Here is a 17,955-nt window from a genome sequence, read left to right on the forward strand (position 1 = left end):
GTGAACCTGATGAGCAAGACCTCGCGCCTCGCGGGAGCGGCACTGGGCGTCATGGCCCTGGTGGGCTCGCTCGCCGCCTGCGGCGGCGACAGCCTGGAGCAGGAGAAGGGCGGTTCCGGCACCTCGGACGGTACCGCGAGCGGCGGAGGCAAGGGCGCCCTCGTCGTGGGGGCGGCCGCCTTCACGGAGTCCAAGGTGCTCGCCGAGCTCTACGCCCAGGTGCTGCGCGACGCCGGATACGACGCCTCCGTCACCACGGTCAAGAACCGCGAGCTGTACGAACCGTCCCTGGAGAAGGGCGAGATCGACGTCGTGCCGGAATACGCGGCCACGATCGCCGAATTCCTCAACGCCAAGGCGAACGGCCCGAAGGCGCCCGAGGAGAAGCCCGTCGCCTCGAGCGATGTCGCCGCGACGGTGGCCGCCCTGGAGAAGCTCGCGGCGCCTCGCGGGCTGAAGGTGCTGCCCGCCGGAGAGGCGGTCGACCAGAACGCGTTCGCGGTGAGCAAGGAATTCGCCGAGAAGAACAAGCTCAAGTCCCTTTCCGATCTCGGCAGGTCGAAGATCAAGGTAAAGATCGCGGCCGGGGACGAGTGCGAGGTGCGCCCGTTCTGCGCGCCGGGTCTGAAGAAGGCGTACGGCATCGACGTGGCGGGGGTGGACCCGAAGGGAGTCGGCACCCCGCAGGCCAAGCAGGCGGTCAAGGACGGTGAGGACCAGCTCGTCCTCACCACCACGACCGACGCCACGCTGGAGAGCTTCGGGCTGGTGCTGCTCGAGGACGACAAGAAGCTCCAGAACGCCGACAACGTGCTGCCCGTGGTCAACGCCAAGGACGCCGGATCGCAGGAGATAGCCGACGCGCTCGGCAAGCTCACCGGGGCGCTGACGACCGAGGACCTGGTCGAGCTGAACCGGAAGGTGGACGCCGAGCGGGCCAAGCCGCAGGACGTGGCGAAGGAGTATCTGGCGTCCAAGGGCCTGGTCGGGAACTAGGGCGTGTTGCGGTAGTAGCCCCGTCCGCCCGCAGGGCGGGGTCTGCGGCGTCCGGTGCGTGCGATCGCACGGCGGAGGATCGTCCTCGTACTGGACGTACGCGGATGACTCCGACGACGCAGCGAGCGTGCGTGCCGGGCTTCGCGGGCCAGGAGGGACTTTCGCAGCAAGCCCTGGCCACCGCCGAGCGGGAACAGGCCCGGAGCGAGCCGGAACAGGGTGGGGAAAAGGACGGACGGCCCGGCACATCGAAAGCGATGTGTTCCTGATGCGAAGAGATTGCCGGGCCGACCCCCCAATCGTCACCTACGCACGGTAAATTTCAGGCCATGCCACGTGGACGCCACCGCCATTCCCCACCTCTGCACAGGCTTCTTCCGCCCTCGGCGGTCGCCGGAGCTTCGGTCCTTTGTGCTTTGGGCGCCTGGCTGCTCTCCGATCCGGTCCTGCTCCGTGTCCTGGTCGCCGCGGCCGCCGCCGCTGCGGTCACCGGCGCCGTTCTCATGCGCAGTTGGGACCGGTACGCGGGCCGCCGCGTCGCCGAACTCACCCGTCTCCGCGCCAGCGACGCGTGGAAGACGGAGGAGCGCACGGCGGAGCTGGAAGCCGATCTCGAGGAGTCCCGCGAACTGCGGACCAAGCTCGACGCCAAGCTGCGCGCCAAGCGGGTCGAGCTGGCCGGCCTGCGCAATGAGCACGCCGCCCTGCTCCGCCGGTACGCGAACGCGGAGACCGAGCGGGCCAGCGCGCTCGAAGGCCGCAGGCAGCTCGCGATCGAGGCCGGCTCGCCCAAGGAGCTTCCCGCGGCCGGTTCCACGCCGACGCCGTCCGCGTATCTGCGCGCGGCCAAGGCACTGGAGGACCTGCCTCGCCGGGCCGCCGAGCAGCAGGCGAAGCGCACCGTCGAGGAAGCCCGCAGGCGTGACATCGCCGAGCGGGCCCGAGAGGCGGACGAGCCGCAGGGGAAGCACGCGGCGGCCGCCGGGGGAGCTCAGCACGCCCGCCCGTCGTCCGCCGTCCCCGCCACGCGTGTGCCGGTCGCCGCGGCGATAGTCCCCTACTCCGGGCAGCGCCGGCCCGCGCGCCCGCAGGGCGGTTTCGACTTCTTCGGCACGCAGGGGGCGAAGGCTCCCGAGGCCGGCGAACAGGCCGCGGAAGCGGCCGGGTCCACCGGCCCGGACGCGACCGCCGGAGGCGGCAGTCGCAAGAAGAAGCCGGTCGCGGCCCTCGAACCCGCCCAGCTCGCCTCGGTCCAGGAGGAGGACCTCGCGGACGTCGTGGGCGAGGAGGCGCTGGCCCACAGCAGGCGCACCGAGGAGCGCGCCGTGGGAGAGGTCATCGATCTGACCGCGCACGACGAGACGGAGCAACTGGACGTCGCGCAGCTGCGCAGCGCGATCTCCTGACCCGCTCCGGGTGCCGCGCGGCTCCGGCCGCGGAGACGCCGGGTGGCTCCCGCCGCCCGGCGTCTTGTCGTGTCCGGGGAACGGATGGGCCGAGCCGGCCTACTTGTCGATGTCCCCGACCACGAAGAACATCGATCCCAGGATCGCCACCATGTCCGCGACGAGGGTGCCGGGCAGCAGCTCGGTGAGGGCCTGGATGTTGTTGTACGACGCCGAGCGGAGCTTGAGGCGGTACGGGGTCTTCTCGCCCTTGGACACCAGGTAGTAGCCGTTGATGCCCAGCGGGTTCTCGGTCCAGGCGTACGTGTGGCCCTCGGGGGCCTTGAGCACCTTCGGCAGCCGCTGGTTGACCGGCCCGGGCGGCAGCTCGGCGAGCCGGTCCAGGCAGGCGTCCGCCAGCTCAAGCGAGTTGTGCGTCTGCCACAGCAGGCACTCGAAACGGGCCAGGCAGTCGCCCTCGGTACGGGTGACGACCTTCAGAGTGTCCTTGAGTTCGCCGTAGGCCAGGTAGGGCTCGTCGCGGCGGAGGTCGAAGTCGACGCCGGAGGCACGGGCGATGGGACCCGAGACGCCGTACCCGTGTGCCGTCCGCTCGGTCAGCACGCCGACGCCCCGGGTGCGGCCTCGGAAGATCTCGTTGCCGAGGACGAGCCGGTCGTAGACGTCCATCCGCGAACGGACCTCGGCGATCGCGTTCCTCGCCCGGCCGGTCCACCCCGCGGGCAGGTCCTCCTTGAGGCCGCCCACGCGGTTGAACATGTAGTGCATCCGGCCGCCGGAGATCTCCTCCATCACGTGCTGGAGGTCCTCCCGCTCGCGGAAGGCGTGGAAGATCGGGGTGATTCCGCCGAGTTCGAGGGGATACGACCCCAGGAACATGAGGTGGTTGAGCACCCGGTTCAGCTCCGCGAGGAGCGTGCGCAGCCACACGGCGCGCTCCGGGACCTCCATGCCGAGCATGCGCTCGACGGCCATCACGACGCCCAGCTCGTTCGAGAACGCGGACAGCCAGTCGTGGCGGTTGGCCAGCATCACGATCTGACGGTAGTCACGCGCCTCGAAGAGCTTCTCCGCGCCGCGGTGCATGTAACCGATCACCGGCTCGGCCTGCTCGATGCGCTCGCCGTCCAGGACGATACGGAGGCGCAGCACGCCGTGCGTGGAGGGGTGCTGCGGCCCGATGTTCAGCACCATGTCGGTGCTCTCCGCCGCGCCGCCGATGCCGATCGTCGTCTCCGTCATGGGCGACAGTATCCCTCGCGTGGGCGCGCCACCGTAGTCCTGCCCGGGGGCCGGACGGGCAGGGGCCCGGATGGGGCGGGGACCGGCAGGGGTCCCGCGAGGGACCCGGACGGGGTCTGCGCCCGGGCCCGGAAGCCGGCCCTGTCCGGGCCGCGGCCCGGGACCGAGCAGAGGGCCGGATCGTGCCTCCGTCCGGGCCTTGCACCGTGCCGCCCCGGGGTCCGGAGGCCGTCCCGTCGGGGGCGCCGCCCGCGCCCTGCCCAAGGGCCGGAGCCGCCGGTGCCGGGGCGTGATCCGTCCGGGTCCTCGAACCCGGTCCCGTGCGGGACCGGACCCGATCGGTCCAAGGGGCGGAGCTGCTTGGCCGGCGGCCGGGGGTGGCTCCGGCCGGGTCTTGAACCCGGTCCGGTCCGAGTCGCTGACGCGGTCCCGTGCGGGGCCGGACCCGATCAGTCCAAGGCGCCGGAGCCGCCGGTGCCCGGGGTGGTTCCGACCGGGCCCGGAAGCCCGCCCCGTGCGGGTCCCCGAACGCGGTCCTGTGCGGGGCCCGTCCAGTGGCCCGGAGCCCGTTCCGTCCGCGTTCCGGCCTGGCCTCGTCCGGGTTCCCCGACGTTCCGAGGGCTCCGGTCCAGTTCCGCCCGATGCATGCGGACACCGGTCCTCCGCCGCTCGTGGTGGCGGTGTTCCGAGGGCCTCCCGTTCCGCCCGGTGTCCGTCCGTGTCGGTCCTCCGCCGCTCGTGGTCGGCGGTGTCGTGACGTGCCGGAACGCCCGCGCCCCGGCGGCACGCGCCCTGCGCGTACGTCGGGGCCCCTCGGGCTCCGGGCCCCCGGTCCCGAGGCCCGTGTCCGCGCGGGGCGGCGCCCCAGGAGCGTCGCGCCGTCGCAGACGCCTCAGCGGGCCGGGGCCGGTTCAGCGGGACGGGACCGGCTGGAGGAGCCAGGTGAAGTCGCCGAGGCCGCCGGGTGCGGTCAGTTCGGCGGCCTCGCCCGCGGCGGCCAGCGCCCGGACGTAGGCCGCGGGGTCGGACGAGGCCAGGGCGAGCGGCGGCCGGGCGCCGGAGACGCCGAGACGGCGCAGTGCCTCGCGCTGGCTCACCAGCTCGGCGCCCGGGCCGGCGCAGGCGTCGAGGGCCACGTGCGCCGTGATGTCACAGCCGCCGTCCGGGACGGGACGGACCTCGCGCCCTCCGCTGAACCCGGTCAGCGTCCCGAAGGGCGGACGATCGCCGGCGCGGTGGGCATAGTCCACGGCGACCGCGAGCCCGGCGTCCAGGCCCGCCACGGCCGCCGCCCAGGCCTCGTCGCGGGGCCGTCCGATCTCGGCCCGCGCGCCCGGGCCGGCGGGCGGCCACCAGCGGTCCAGCCAGGCGGCGTCCGCCCCGTCCACCGGATCCCCGAGGCGTTCCTCACCATCCGCCCTGACCAGCACGTAACGGGGCACACCCGCGTCGTCGACCTCGGCGACGTCCACCGGCACGTTGTCCAGCCACTCGTTCGCGAACAGCAGTCCGGATACCCCGGCCGGCGGCTGCTCGCCCCATTCGATCCGCGGGTCGGTCCCCGTGGGCCGGGCGGCCCGCTCTACGGCGTACGCGCGCACCGGAAAGCCCTCCGGCAGTGCCGCCAGGACTCCGGTCAGCAGTTCCCCGCGGCCCGCGCCGACATCGACGAGGGCGACCTCCGAGACCGGGGCCGGCAGGCCCTCCGCCGTCTCCCGCAGCAGCCGGGCCACCGCGGCGGCGTACAGCGGCGACGCGTGGACGGACGTACGGAAGTGCCCCGCCGGACCCTCCGGCCTGCGGTAGAAGCCCCGCGGCCCGTACAGCGCGCGCTCCGTGGCCTCCCGCCAGCGGAGCCATTCCGCGCCGCCGGTGGGCACCGCCTCGTTCGTCGCCTCGTACGTCACGCGCCCAAGTCTCCACCTTGGGGAGTACGCGCCGGCGGACCGGATCGCCCCTCCGGTTGACCCGGGCACCTTTCGTCCTTGCCTACGCTGGGTTACGTGCAGCGCCTCTATGACTTTCTCCGCAGGCACCCGACGGGCGTCGACAGCTTCTGGGCTGTGATGCTCTTCGGGTTCTCCATGCTGTGGGTCGTCCAGGAGCACGTCGGGGTCGAGCCGCGCATCGCGCCCGCCGTCGTCGTACTCCTCCTCTGCCTGGCCGTCGCGCTGCGCCGCCGCATGCCGGAGAAGATGCTGCTGCTGGTCGCCGGGATCGGCGTCGCCCAGCTGGCGCTGGATGTCGGGCCCAACCCGGCGGACTTCGCGATGCTCGTCGTCATCTACACCGTCGCCGCGCACGACGGCCCGCGCTGGGCCTCCCACCTCGCCCTCGCCGGCGGTCTGTGCGCCGCGACGCTCGCCCAGATCCGCTGGCCCGAGCCGAGCATGAGCGCGGGCACGAAGATCTTCTTCACGGTGGTCATGACCGTCCCCTTCGCCCTCGCCTGGGTGCTCGGGGACTCCCTGCGCACCCGCCGCGCCTACTTCGCCCAGCTCGAGGAGCGTGCCGCCCGGCTGGAGAAGGAACGCGAGGCGCAGTCCAAGGTGGCGGTCGCCGCGGAGCGCGCCCGGATCGCGCGCGAACTCCACGACGTCGTCGCGCACAACGTCTCGGTGATGGTCGTGCAGGCCGACGGCGCCGCCTATGTGCTGGACGCCGCACCCGACCAGGCCCGGCAGGCCCTGGAGACGATCTCCTCCACCGGCCGGCAGGCGCTCGCCGAGATGCGCCGGCTGCTGGGCGTCCTGCGCACCGGTGACGCCCCGGAGAGCGGCGAGTACGTGCCGCAGCCGGACGTCGAGCAGATCAAGGAACTCGTGGAACAGGTCCGCGGCTCCGGTCTGACCGTCGACTTCCGGATCGAGGGCACCCCCCGCCCGCTGCCGAGCGGAGTCGAGCTCACCGCCTACCGGATCGTCCAGGAAGCCCTGACCAACACCCGCAAGCACGGCGGCCCGGACGCCGGTGCGAGCGTCCGGCTGGTCTACTTCGACGACGGCCTCGGCCTCCTCGTCGAGGACGACGGCCGCGGCGCGGCCCACGAGCTGTACGAGGACGGCGGCGCGGACGGCAGGGGCCACGGCCTCATCGGCATGCGGGAGCGTGTCGGCATGGTCGGCGGCACGCTCGACGCCGGTCCGCGGCCGGGCGGCGGATTCCGGATCAGCGCGCTGCTGCCCCTCAAGTCCGCCCACTAGCCTGCCCTCACCGGCCCTGTTCCGCCCGCTCCCGCGCCCCGACCGCCCCCGGCCAACAAGACAAGGACCCCGCCCATGACCATCCGCGTGATGCTCGTCGACGACCAGGTGCTGCTGCGCACCGGCTTCCGGATGGTGCTCGCCGCCCAGCCCGACATGGAGGTCGTCGCCGAGGCCGGCGACGGGGCCGAGGCCATCGAGATCCTCCGCTCCACGGCGGTCGACGTGGTGCTGATGGACGTCCGTATGCCCCGGCTGGACGGGGTGGAGGCGACCGGCCGGATCTGCGCCCGGCCCGACGCGCCGAAGGTGCTGATCCTCACCACCTTCGACCTCGACGAGTACGCCTTCTCGGGACTCAAGGCCGGTGCCAGCGGCTTCATGCTGAAGGACGTGCCGCCGGCCGAACTGCTCGGCGCCATCCGTTCCGTGCACAGCGGTGACGCGGTGGTCGCCCCGTCCACCACGCGCCGGCTGCTCGACCGCTTCTCGCCGATGCTGCCCTCCCACGGGAAGGAGCCGCAGCAGAAGGAGCTGGAGCGGCTCACCGACCGCGAGCGCGAGGTCATGATGCTCGTCGCACAGGGCCTGTCGAACGGCGAGATCGCCGCCCGGCTGGTGCTGTCCGAGGCCACGGTGAAGACCCACGTCGGCCGCATCCTCACCAAGCTCGGGCTGCGCGACCGGGTGCAGGTCGTGGTGCTCGCCTACGAGAGCGGCCTGGTCCGCGCGGGTGGCGGGACCGCCTCCTGACCGATGTGCTGCCCGGGATCGACGGCCCGCTCGAACGGCGGCAGGACGCAGCCGGCGTACGCGGCAGGACCCGGACGGTGTACGCGGCAGGACCCGGACGGCGTCGGAGCCGGCCGCGGCGGTCGCCGGGCGGCGCGGTCCTCGGGCCCGGGGAGGCCGGCGACGGGCCGCACCGGATGACGCCGCCGTCGCAGCGGCACGACCTCCCCGGCGCCGGTACTCAGCGCTGCACGGGTACTCAGCGCAGCACGGTCTCCAGGAAGTCGCTCCCGAGCCGCGCCACCACAGCGACGTCCAGCTGGTGCAGGACGTACCGGCCGCGCCGGCGCGTCGTGACCAGTCCGGCGCGCTTCAGCACCGCCAGGTGCCGGGACACCTCCGGCGCGGTGATGCCGTGGGTCTCGGCCAGCTCGCCGGTCGTGTACGGGGCCCGGCCCAGGTTCCGGCACAGCCGCATCCGCAGGGGGTGGGCCAGCGCGTCCATCCTGCGCTTGAGGATCTCGACGGAGGCGGGGCCGGGCAGGTCGGGCGCTCCCACCGGGTAGGCGATGACGGGCCGCCAGCCCGTGGCGTGCAGCACCATCAGATGCGGCCAGCCGAAGTGGGACGGTACGAACGTCAGCCCCGGCCCGACGGCGGGGTCGACCGCGGTGGTCCCTCCCTCGCTGAGCTTGTCCACCGCGATCAGTCCCCGCTCCTCGTCGAAGGACAGCGCGGGCGAGACGTCGCGCAGCGCGTCGCCGAGGGTCTTGCGGCGCAGCAGCTCCGTCTTGTGCCGGGCGTCGGCGGCGAGCCCGGGGCCGACCCGGCGCCAGGTGTCCGCGAAGAACGCGTGGTCGCAGTCCTCGAACAGGCGCCGCAGCCATGCCCGTACGGCCCCGGGGTCGTCGAGGATGCGGCGGGCGAAGCCCAGCTGCTTGGGCCCGCGGGACGCGGCGAGGTCGAGGGCACGGTCGGGTTCGATCATGACGCCGGTGGCGTACGAGCGGGAGCAGGTGAACTCCATCGCGGCCGTCAGGAACCGCTCCTCGTCGAGCCGGTCCAGCAGGTCCAGCTCCTCGGCGAGCGTGGCGCCGGTCCGGCCGTCGCCGCCGCGGATCCCTGAGAACGGCATGAACACGTCGGAGAAGGTCGACGTCCAGAGGAAGTCGGCCTCGTGCAGGCGGTCGGCAAGGTCCGGCTTCAGGCTCGCGGCGGTCGCCGTCGCCCAGCCGTGCAGCCCCGGGTGGTGCCCGGGCTCGGCCAGTGCGTGCAGAGCCACGCCGAGTTCGGTGAGCGGCGACGGCTCGAAGACGATGCGCTCGGGCGGCAGGCCCGCGATGTCGATGGTGACGGTCACGGCCCCCATGGTGCGTGGTGGAGGGCGGTGCGCGTCGCGTCGGTTGACGGTCCTCGTCAATCCACGCGCCGGGGGACGCCGGCCGGCCCCGACCTGGAACGCATGGACACCATCCAGCAGCACATGCTCGACAGCGCCCGCGCGGCCCGGCGCGGTGAGGCGCCGCCGCCTCTTCCCGGCTGCTGTGACCTGGCCGTTCTCCGCAGCCGGCCGGCTGCGGTGAGGCGCGGCCCGCGCGCCGCGGAGATCCGGGCGGGAGGAGCGACGCCGACGAGGGAATGGCCCGAGGGGGAGCGGCCCGAGGGAGAGCGGCCCGTGCGGGACCGGCCGGGTCGGGCCCTGTCGGTCCGGGCCCTGTCGGTCCGGGCCCTGTCGGTCCGGGACAGGCCGGCCGGGGACGTGTCGGACCTGGACGTGTCGGACCGGCACCGGCCGGTCGGCGGCGGACCGGCGCGGGACCACCGGAGTCGCCGCCCCGCCGGCCCCGCACCCTCCCGTCTGCGAAGCGCGCTGTCCCGCCTCGGCCGCAGGGAACGTCCGCCGCGGTGACGCCCCCGGGAAGGGGCACGAGACGAGCCGTCCTCGCCCCGGGCGGAGATCTGCCCGCCGGTGACGCCCTCGCTCACGGACGGGTGCGTCACGCCCCGGGGGAGGGACGCCTCCCCCGCCCGTCAGTCCCTCCCCCGACCGTCCCCGTACCGCACCCGCGCCATGAAGTCGGCGAGGGCCGCCCTGACGTCGCCGGTGGTCCACGACAGTCCCGGCGAGGCGACGGTGACCTCCGTGGCGCAGACACCGGGAGGCCCGGACGGGGCCGGGAACCAGCGGCGGAACAGCGTCACCCCCGTCTCCTCCGCCTGCCGTACGCCCGCTTCGTCCAGCAGGTCGGCGTCGAACGGGAGCCACACCTGGAACTGGTGCGTGTGCGGCGGTTCCGGATGCACCCGGTACCAGGGCACGCCCGGGTCCTCCGCCAGCCCGGCCGACAGCGTCGCCGCGACGGTCCTCGCATGTGCCACGTACGACGGCAGCCTCGGTAGTTCCCGCTCCAGGCCGAGCAGCGCGGACAGCGCCGCCGGGTACTGCTGGAAGACCAGGCCGCCGTAGCGGTGGCGCCAGGCACGTGCCTCCTCCACCAACGACTCGGGCCCGGCCAGCGCCGCGCCGGACAGGCCGGCGAGGGACTTGTAGAACGACACGTACACGCTGTCCGCGAGCGCGGCGATCTCGTCCAGCCCACGGCCGAAATGGGGGGCGCATTCCCAAATTCGCGCGCCGTCGAAGTGCACCACCGCGTCCATTTCACGCGCCGTCTCGACGACCTCGACCAGTTCGTCCCACTCCGGCAGCACGAATCCGGCGTCCCGCAGCGGCAGTTCCAGCATCAGGGTGCCGAACGGTTCGTCCAGGCCGCGTATCTCGTCGGCCGTCGGCAGCCGCGGCTCCCGGGTCGGGTGCACCGTGCGCAGCCCGCCGACCGCACCCAGCGCACCCCGCTCGTGCACCTCGGGATGGGCGAGCGGATGCAGCGCGACGGTCCGGTTGCCCGTGCGCCCGGCCCAGCAGCGCAGCGCCACCTGCTGCGCCATCGTCCCGGTGGGGAAGAACGCCGCGGCCGGGAAGCCGAGCAGCGCCGCCACGCGTTTCTCCAGCTCGGCGACGACCCCGTCGCCGTAGAGGTCCACGGGCTCGTCCAGGTCGTGGACCGTGCCCGCGTCGGCCGCCAGGGCTGCGAGCCGCTCGCCGAGCCGGCCGTCGGCGGAGCCGCGCCACAGCACCCGCTCGGAGGCCCGCCAGGCCGTCAGCCTGCGGCGGCGCTCGGCGTCCTCGCTCGTGCCCGTGCCCTGCTCCGAGGCCCCGGCCGGGTCCTCGGCCCTGTCCCCGCCGGCCGCCCTGTCCGGGCCCGCGGCCGTCCCGCCGACGTCGACGGGCAGCGTCCGCTCCGCGTTCTGAGTCATGCTGCGATCATCGCCCACGCCCGGCCGTCCCGTGCCGTTGTCCACAGGCCCGGTCCGCCCGGGGCGGATACCGTCTCCACAGCCTGTGGACAAGCGGAAGCCCCGTCGAAACGCTGGCGTAGCATGGCGAAGAATCGTCCGGTACCCCCTGCGGACTGGAACGGAAGGCCGCGCGTGAACGCACCATCGCCAGCAACACCACCGGCACAGGAGCCGGTCGACCCCAAGGACCGTCCGGCCCGCCTCGCCGTGGGTGTCGTCGGTGCGGGCCGCGTCGGCCCGGCCCTCGCCGCGTCCCTCCAGCTCGCCGGCCACCGTCCCGTGGCCGTCTCCGGAGTCTCCGACGCCTCCGTGCGCCGGGCCGCCGCGATGCTGCCCGACGTGCCGCTCGTCCCCCCGGCGGAGGTGCTCGCCCGTGCCGAGCTGGTGCTGCTGACCGTCCCCGACGACGTGCTGCCCGGACTGGTCGAGGGCCTCGCCGAGACCGGCGCCGTGCGCCCCGGCCAGCTGCTCGTCCACACCTCGGGGCGGTACGGCGCGGCGGTCCTCGACCCCGCCCGCCGGGCGGGGGCACTCCCGCTCGCCCTGCACCCCGCCATGACCTTCACGGGCACCTCGGTGGACGTCCAGCGGCTGGCCGGCTGCTCCTTCGGCGTCACCGCGCCCGAGGAGCTGAGGCTCGCCGCCGAGGCGCTCGTCATCGAGATGGGCGGCGAGCCCGAGTGGATCGAGGAAGCCAATCGCCCGCTCTACCACGCGGGCCTCGCCCTCGGCGCGAACCACCTGGTCACGCTGGTGGCCCAGGCCATGGAGCTGCTGCGTACCGCCGGGGTCTCCGCCCCGGACCGCATGCTCGGCCCGCTGCTCGGCGCCGCGCTCGACAACGCCCTGCGCTCCGGCGACGCCGCGCTGACCGGGCCGGTCTCCCGCGGTGACGCCGGGACGGTGGCGGTCCACGTCTCCGAGCTGCGCAAGCACGCTCCGGGCATGGTCGCCGGCTATCTGGCGATGGCCCGGACCACGGCGGACCGCGCCCTCGCACACGGCCTGCTCAAGCCCGAACTCGCCGAGGACCTGCTGGTGGTCCTCGCGAACGGCCACGACGCCACGGACGGCCGGGGCCCCGCGGAAGGTCCGGGCGGCGCGGACGGGGAGAACGACCGATGATCGGCCCCCTGCGCACCGCCGCCGAGCTCGACGCCCTCGCCCCGGCGGCCCCCGCCCGCCGCGCCGTCGTGATGACGATGGGCGCCCTCCACGAGGGCCACGCCACCCTGATCCGTACGGCCCGCTCCCTGGTGGGGCCGGAAGGGCAGGTCGTGGTCACGGTCTTCGTGAACCCCCTGCAGTTCGGCGCCGGCGAGGACCTCGACCGCTATCCGCGCACCCTCGAAGCGGACCTGAAGACCGCGGCGGAGTCCGGCGCGGACGCCGTGTTCGCCCCCTCCGTGGACGAGGTGTACCCGGGCGGCGAGCCCCAGGTCCGGATCACCGCCGGCCCCATGGGCGAACTCCTCGAGGGCGCCTCCCGGCCCGGCCACTTCGACGGGATGCTGACCGTCGTCGCCAAGCTGCTGCACCTCACCCGCCCCGACACCGCGCTGTACGGGCAGAAGGACGCCCAGCAACTGGCCCTGATCCGCCGTATGGTCCGGGACCTGAACTTCCCGGTGGAGATCGTCGGAGTCCCGACCGTGCGGGAGCCGGACGGCCTCGCCCTCTCCAGCCGCAACCGCTACCTCTCGCCGGAGGAGCGCCACACCGCCCTGGCGCTGTCCCGGGCCCTCTTCGCCGCCCGTGACCGGCTCGCCGCCCAGGTCGCCCTGCGCGCCCGGGCCGAGTCCGCGCCGGCGTCCAACGCCCGGGCCGCCGCGCTGTCCGCGCTCGGCGAGGCCCGTGCCGCCGCCGACGCCCACGCCGTGGCCGCCGCCCAGCCCGGCGGCGGCGCCGACGCCGTGCGGGCCGCGGCGCGCGCCGTGCTCGACGACGCCGCCAAGTCCTCGTCGCCGCTCGTCCTCGACTACCTCGCCCTGATCGACCCGGCCGACTTCTCCGAGGTCGCCGACGACCACACCGGCGAGGCGATCATGGCCGTCGCCGCCCGGGTCGGCACGACCCGGCTGATCGACAACATCCCCCTGACCTTCGGAGCCGCCTCGTGACGAGCACCGGTATACGGCTGAACGCCCCGGCCCCCGGCTGGGCCATCGACGCGGACGTCGTCGTGGTCGGCTCCGGTGTCGCGGGCCTCACGGCGGCACTCCGCTGCACGGCCGAGGGCCTGCGCACCGTCGTGGTCACCAAGGCGCTCCTGGACGACGGATCCACCCGCTGGGCCCAGGGCGGCATCGCGGCGGCGCTCGGCGAGGGCGACACCCCCGAGCAGCACCTCGACGACACGCTCGTCGCGGGTGCCGGTCTGTGCGACGAGGAAGCCGTGCGCACGCTCGTCACCGAGGGCCCGGACGCGGTGCGGCGCCTGATCGCGACGGGAGCGCGGTTCGACACCACCGCCGCCGGCTCCATCGCGCTGACCCGCGAGGGCGGCCACCACCGGCGCCGTATCGCCCACGCGGGAGGCGACGCCACCGGAGCCGAGATCTCCCGCGCGCTCGTCACGGCGATCCGCGACGGCGCCGTACGCGTCATCGAGCACGCGCTGGTGCTCGACCTGCTCACGGACGCGGCCGGCCGTACGGCCGGCATCACCCTGCACGTCATGGGCGAGGGCCAGCACGACGGCGTGGGCGCGGTGCACGCCCCCGCGGTGGTCCTCGCGACCGGCGGGATGGGGCAGGTCTTCTCCGCCACCACCAATCCGTCCGTGTCCACCGGTGACGGCGTGGCGCTCGCACTGCGCGCCGGAGCCGAGGTGAGCGACCTCGAGTTCGTCCAGTTCCACCCGACGGTCCTCTGGCTCGGCCCGGACTCCGAGGGCCAGCAGCCGCTGGTCTCCGAGGCGGTGCGGGGCGAGGGCGCCCATCTCGTCGACGCGGCCGGCACCCGCTTCATGGTGGGGCAGCACGAACTGGCCGAGCTGGCCCCCCGCGACATCGTGGCCAAGGGCATCATGCGGCGCATGCAGGAGCAGGGCGCCGACCACATGTTCCTGGACGCCCGCCACTTCGGCGCCGAGATGTGGGAGAACCGGTTCCCCACCATCCTCGCCGCCTGCCGCGCGCACGGCATCGACCCGGTCACCGAGCCCGTCCCGGTCGCCCCGGCCGCCCACTACGCCTCGGGCGGCGTCCGCACCGACCTCCACGGGCGGACGACCGTCCCCGGCCTGTACGCCTGCGGCGAGGTCGCCTGCACCGGCGTCCACGGCGCCAACCGGCTGGCGTCCAACTCCCTCCTGGAGGGCCTCGTCTTCGCCGAACGCATCGCGAGGACGATCGCGGAGTCCCGGGCCGCGGAGCCCGTCCCGGCGGCAGGTCAGGACGGCCCCGTGCCCGCCGCGGACGCCCGGCCGGCGACCGCGACCGGGGCCGCGTCGGACGCCGGCTCCCGGGGCCCCGTCCCGCTCCTCGTGCCGGAGGCCCGGCACGAGATCCAGCGGATCATGACGAACGGCGCCGGAGTGCTGCGCTCCGCGGCGAGCCTGGAGGCGGCGGCGGACGCCCTGGAGGCGCTGCACCTGTCCGCGCTGCACGACGCCGAGGAGTTCGACAAGGCCGCCGAGCCCGGAGTCGAGTCCTGGGAGGCCACCAATCTGCTGCTGGTCTCCCGTGTGCTGGTCGCCGCCGCCCAGGAGCGGACCGAGACGCGCGGCTGCCACTGGCGGGAGGACCACCCCGGCCGGGACGACGCCGAGTGGCGCCGCCATGTCGTCGTGCGCCTCACCCCCGACCGCCGCCTCGTCGTACGCCGCACGGAGACCGAGGCGTTCCCACCCGCCCGTCCCCTCATCCTCACCACCCCCACCGCCGACAGGGAGCCGCAACAGTGAGCACGCCCGAAGAACGTCCGGAGCCCGTGGACGTACCGCTGATCCAGATCGGCGCCCGCGCTGCCGAAGAGCAGGGCTGCGGCGACGACTGCGGCTGCGGCGACGAGGTGTACGAGTGCGGCCTGGACCCCGCCCTCGCCGAGCTCCTGGCCGAGTCCGGCCTCGACCCCGTACAGGTCGAGGACATCGCGCACCTCGCCATCGAGGAGGACCTCGACGGCGGCATCGACGTGACGACCGTCGCCACCGTCCCCGAGGACGCGGTCGCCACCGGTGACTTCACCGCCCGTGAGGCCGGCGTCGTCGCCGGTCTGCGCATCGCCGAGGCCGTCCTCTCGATCGTCTGCACCGACGAGTTCGAGGTCGAGCGCCACGTCGAGGACGGCGACCGCGTCGAGCCGGGTCAGAAGCTCCTCTCCGTCACCGCCCGCACCCGGGACCTGCTCACCGGGGAGCGCAGCGCCCTGAACCTCCTGTGCCGTCTCTCGGGCATCGCCACCGCCACCCGGGCCTGGGCCGACGCGCTCGAGGGCACCGGAGCGCGGGTGCGCGACACCCGCAAGACGACACCGGGCCTGCGCGCCCTGGAGAAGTTCGCGGTGCGCTGCGGCGGCGGGGTCAACCACCGCATGTCGCTGTCCGACGCGGCCCTCGTCAAGGACAACCACGTGGTCGCCGCGGGCGGCGTGGCCCAGGCATTCAAGGCCGTCCGGGAGACGCTGGCCGAGCTGGGCACCCCGGACCTGCCCGTCGAGGTCGAGGTGGACACCCTCCACCAGGTCCGCGAGGTCCTGGACGCCGGTGCGGACCTGATCCTCCTGGACAACTTCACGCCCGTGGAGACCGCCGAGGCCGTGGCGATCGTCGGGAAGCGCGCCGTCCTGGAGTCCTCCGGCCGGCTCACCCTGGCGAACGCCCGGGCCTACGCCGAGACGGGCGTGGACTACCTCGCGGTCGGTGCCCTCACCCACTCCTCCGCGATCCTCGACATCGGTCTCGACCTCCGAGAGGCCGAGGTCTGATCCGATGCTGCTCACCATCGACGTCGGCAACACCCACACCGTCCTCGGCCTCTTCGACGGCGAGGACATCGTCGAGCACTGGCGCGTCTCCACCGATCCGCGCCGCACGGCCGACGAACTGGCCGTGCTCCTCAACGGCCTGATGGGCATGCACCCGCTGCTCGGCGAGGAACTGGGCGACGGCATCGAGGGGATCGCGATCTGCGCCACCGTGCCGTCGGTGCTCCACGAACTCCGTGAGGTGACCCGCCGCTACTACGGCGACGTGCCCGCCGTGCTCGTCGAGCCCGGCATCAAGACCGGCGTGCCGATCCTGATGGACAACCCGAAGGAGGTCGGCGCGGACCGCATCATCAACGCGGTCGCCGCCGTCGAGCTCTACGGGGGCCCGGCGATCGTCGTGGACTTCGGTACGGCGACGACCTTCGACGCCGTCAGCGCCCGCGGCGAGTACGCGGGCGGCGTCATCGCCCCCGGCATCGAGATCTCGGTCGAGGCCCTCGGCGTCAAGGGCGCCCAGCTCCGCAAGATCGAGCTGGCCCGGCCGCGCAGCGTGATCGGCAAGAACACGGTCGAGGCCATGCAGGCGGGCATCGTCTACGGCTTCGCGGGCCAGGTCGACGGCGTCGTCCAGCGGATGAAGCGCGAACTGGCCGACGAACCCGAGGACGTGACGGTGATCGCCACCGGCGGCCTGGCCCCGATGGTCCTCGGAGAGTCCTCCGCGATCGACGAGCACGAGCCCTGGCTGACGCTGATCGGCCTGCGCCTGGTCTACGAGCGGAACGTCTCGCGCATGTGACGCCCCGCGCCCGGTGTGCGGGCGCACGGCCACGCGACGGGTGTGCCCGGAGGACGCCGGGCGGAGCCCCTGCTTCCCCGGCCGCGGCGCTCCCGGTGGTCGGAGCCCGCAGAGGGGCGGGCCCCGGGGCCCACGGACGCCCGGGCGGCGGCCCGGCCCGTGGACGCCGTCCGCGGGCGCGGTCACCGGCAGGCCCCTGCAAGCGGAGGCGAGGGTCCGCCGCGGGTCCGCACCGGAGCGGCGGCGGGCCCGTGGGCGGGTGCCGGGCGGTTCCCGCAGGGCCGCCGCGGAAGCCGTCGTGGTGCCGCACGCACGCCGCGCCGCAAAAGAGACGTTAAACGAATTTTGTCCGATTAGCGCGTATCGTCGGCCCATGCCCACGCCATACGGATCCCGCGGCGGCATGGCGTTCAGCACGGACGAACTGCGTGTGCTCCGCCGCGCTCTCGCCATCGCCCTCAACCCCGACCAGTCCCCTCGCGCCGACCGGGGCGACGGCCCCGGCGCGAACACCGCCCAGGAGTATCTGCGGCTCGCACAGTCCGTGGACGAGGCCGTCCGCGAGGCGGGCCGGCTGCGGGCCTTCCTGCTCGCCGACCTGGCGCGGTACCGCGACGCCCTCCCCGGCTCCGCGAGCGGCTATCTGGAGCTCCTTCAGGAGGCCCTCGCCGCGGGCCACGACCCCACTCCCGAGGATCTCGCGGCCCTTCGCTCCCTGCGTCGCACGCCGCTCTCCACGGCCCTCCTGGAGCGCTGCCAGGGCATCGCCGAGGAGTCCGTGCGCGCCCGGCTGGCCGCACGGGCCGCCGCCCGGGCGTCCGCGGCGACCCCGTCGCGCGTCCGCCTTCAGGCCCTGCCCGGGGGTCGCGCCGCGGCCGGGGACAAGCAGGAGCCCCGCCCGGCGTCCCCGAAGCCCGCCCGCCCGGCCCCCCGCCCGGACCGCCCCATCCCCACCCCCGGCGAGGTCTTCCCGCCACGCCGCCGTCCGGCGCCCCCGCCCGAGAAGCGGGCGGCCGGATAGCTACTCTGGAGGGCATGGACTACGTATCCGCGCTCCTGCCCCCGGTCGTGATGGCCGCGTTCTTCACCGCCCTCGTCGTCACGATCGTGAAGAGCCAGGGCGGCCCGAACAAGGCCAAGGAGGACGCCGCCGTGGACGCGGCGATCGCCCGCGCGGAGGCCGACCGCCGGCCCACCCCGTCGGACCGCCCGACCGAGGCCTGACACCGGTCGCCATCGGCTGCTCACAGGACGTACGGCTCATCGCGGCCGTACGTCCTTTTTC

15 protein-coding genes are annotated in these 17,955 nt (G+C 74.2%); 11 read left to right on the plus strand and 4 right to left on the minus strand.

Features of this window, described 5'->3' with window-relative positions:
• Positions 1-9: 9 nt before the first annotated feature.
• Together QRN89_RS19575 and QRN89_RS19580 are read left to right on the plus strand one after the other, a co-directional pair.
• Positions 10-996, plus strand: coding sequence for an ABC transporter substrate-binding protein (locus tag QRN89_RS19575; protein ID WP_290350707.1), 987 nt, complete (start codon positions 10-12; stop codon positions 994-996).
• A 329-nt stretch (positions 997-1,325) separates the two neighbouring features.
• Positions 1,326-2,402, plus strand: coding sequence for a hypothetical protein (locus tag QRN89_RS19580; protein ID WP_290350708.1), 1,077 nt, complete (start codon positions 1,326-1,328; stop codon positions 2,400-2,402).
• 99 nt (positions 2,403-2,501) lie between these two features.
• Here the strand turns inward: QRN89_RS19580 and QRN89_RS19585 are convergent, their stop codons facing one another.
• Together QRN89_RS19585 and QRN89_RS19590 are read right to left on the minus strand one after the other, a co-directional pair.
• On the minus strand, positions 2,502-3,644 hold the full coding sequence (locus QRN89_RS19585) for an NADH-quinone oxidoreductase subunit D (RefSeq protein WP_290350709.1): 1,143 nt from the start codon (positions 3,642-3,644) through the stop codon (positions 2,502-2,504).
• A gap of 911 nt (positions 3,645-4,555) precedes the next feature.
• On the minus strand, positions 4,556-5,551 hold the full coding sequence (locus QRN89_RS19590) for an SAM-dependent methyltransferase (protein WP_290350710.1): 996 nt from the start codon (positions 5,549-5,551) through the stop codon (positions 4,556-4,558).
• 96 nt (positions 5,552-5,647) lie between these two features.
• Here QRN89_RS19590 and QRN89_RS19595 point away from each other — a divergent pair, with 96 nt between their 5' ends.
• Both QRN89_RS19595 and QRN89_RS19600 read left to right on the plus strand, forming a co-directional pair.
• The gene (locus QRN89_RS19595; RefSeq protein ID WP_290350711.1) at positions 5,648-6,847 is read left to right on the plus strand and encodes a sensor histidine kinase; all 1,200 of its coding nucleotides are present in this window, start codon (positions 5,648-5,650) and stop codon (positions 6,845-6,847) included.
• A 75-nt stretch (positions 6,848-6,922) separates the two neighbouring features.
• Positions 6,923-7,600, plus strand: a complete 678-nt coding sequence (locus tag QRN89_RS19600) for a response regulator transcription factor (protein ID WP_290350712.1) — start codon at positions 6,923-6,925, stop codon at positions 7,598-7,600.
• 238 nt (positions 7,601-7,838) lie between these two features.
• On the opposite strand, the gene QRN89_RS19605 is transcribed toward QRN89_RS19600, so the two are convergent.
• Entirely contained in the window at positions 7,839-8,948 is a 1,110-nt protein-coding gene (locus tag QRN89_RS19605; RefSeq protein WP_290350713.1) for a DUF5937 family protein, read from the minus strand.
• Positions 8,949-9,610: 662 nt separating this feature from the next.
• On the minus strand, positions 9,611-10,897 hold the full coding sequence (locus tag QRN89_RS19610; protein WP_290350714.1) for a threonine aldolase family protein: 1,287 nt from the start codon (positions 10,895-10,897) through the stop codon (positions 9,611-9,613).
• A 123-nt stretch (positions 10,898-11,020) separates the two neighbouring features.
• On the opposite strand from QRN89_RS19610, the gene QRN89_RS19615 reads away from it, so the two are divergent.
• The 7 genes from QRN89_RS19615 (at position 11,021) to QRN89_RS19645 (ending at position 17,894) form a co-directional block, all read left to right on the plus strand.
• Complete coding sequence (locus QRN89_RS19615; RefSeq protein ID WP_390701177.1) at positions 11,021-12,064, plus strand: Rossmann-like and DUF2520 domain-containing protein; 1,044 nt, start codon at positions 11,021-11,023, stop codon at positions 12,062-12,064.
• The gene (panC, locus tag QRN89_RS19620; RefSeq protein ID WP_290350715.1) at positions 12,061-13,059 is read left to right on the plus strand and encodes a pantoate--beta-alanine ligase; all 999 of its coding nucleotides are present in this window, start codon (positions 12,061-12,063) and stop codon (positions 13,057-13,059) included. Before QRN89_RS19615 ends, panC begins: the two co-directional genes overlap by 4 nt.
• Positions 13,056-14,846: an L-aspartate oxidase gene (locus tag QRN89_RS19625; RefSeq protein WP_290350716.1), complete on the plus strand. Its 1,791-nt coding sequence runs from the start codon at positions 13,056-13,058 to the stop codon at positions 14,844-14,846. The genes panC and QRN89_RS19625 overlap by 4 nt, the downstream gene beginning before the upstream one ends.
• Positions 14,843-15,868: a carboxylating nicotinate-nucleotide diphosphorylase gene (gene nadC, locus QRN89_RS19630; protein WP_290350717.1), complete on the plus strand. Its 1,026-nt coding sequence runs from the start codon at positions 14,843-14,845 to the stop codon at positions 15,866-15,868. Before QRN89_RS19625 ends, nadC begins: the two co-directional genes overlap by 4 nt.
• A gap of 4 nt (positions 15,869-15,872) precedes the next feature.
• Positions 15,873-16,670, plus strand: coding sequence for a type III pantothenate kinase (locus tag QRN89_RS19635; RefSeq protein WP_290350718.1), 798 nt, complete (start codon positions 15,873-15,875; stop codon positions 16,668-16,670).
• A 403-nt stretch (positions 16,671-17,073) separates the two neighbouring features.
• Positions 17,074-17,691, plus strand: coding sequence for a hypothetical protein (locus tag QRN89_RS19640; protein WP_290353780.1), 618 nt, complete (start codon positions 17,074-17,076; stop codon positions 17,689-17,691).
• A gap of 14 nt (positions 17,692-17,705) precedes the next feature.
• The gene (locus QRN89_RS19645; RefSeq protein WP_290350719.1) at positions 17,706-17,894 is read left to right on the plus strand and encodes a hypothetical protein; all 189 of its coding nucleotides are present in this window, start codon (positions 17,706-17,708) and stop codon (positions 17,892-17,894) included.
• Positions 17,895-17,955 lie beyond the last annotated feature (61 nt).

Origin of the sequence: Streptomyces sp. HUAS CB01 (assembly GCF_030406905.1) — a bacterium.
Taxonomy (GTDB): Bacteria; Actinomycetota; Actinomycetes; order Streptomycetales; family Streptomycetaceae; genus Streptomyces; species Streptomyces chengbuensis.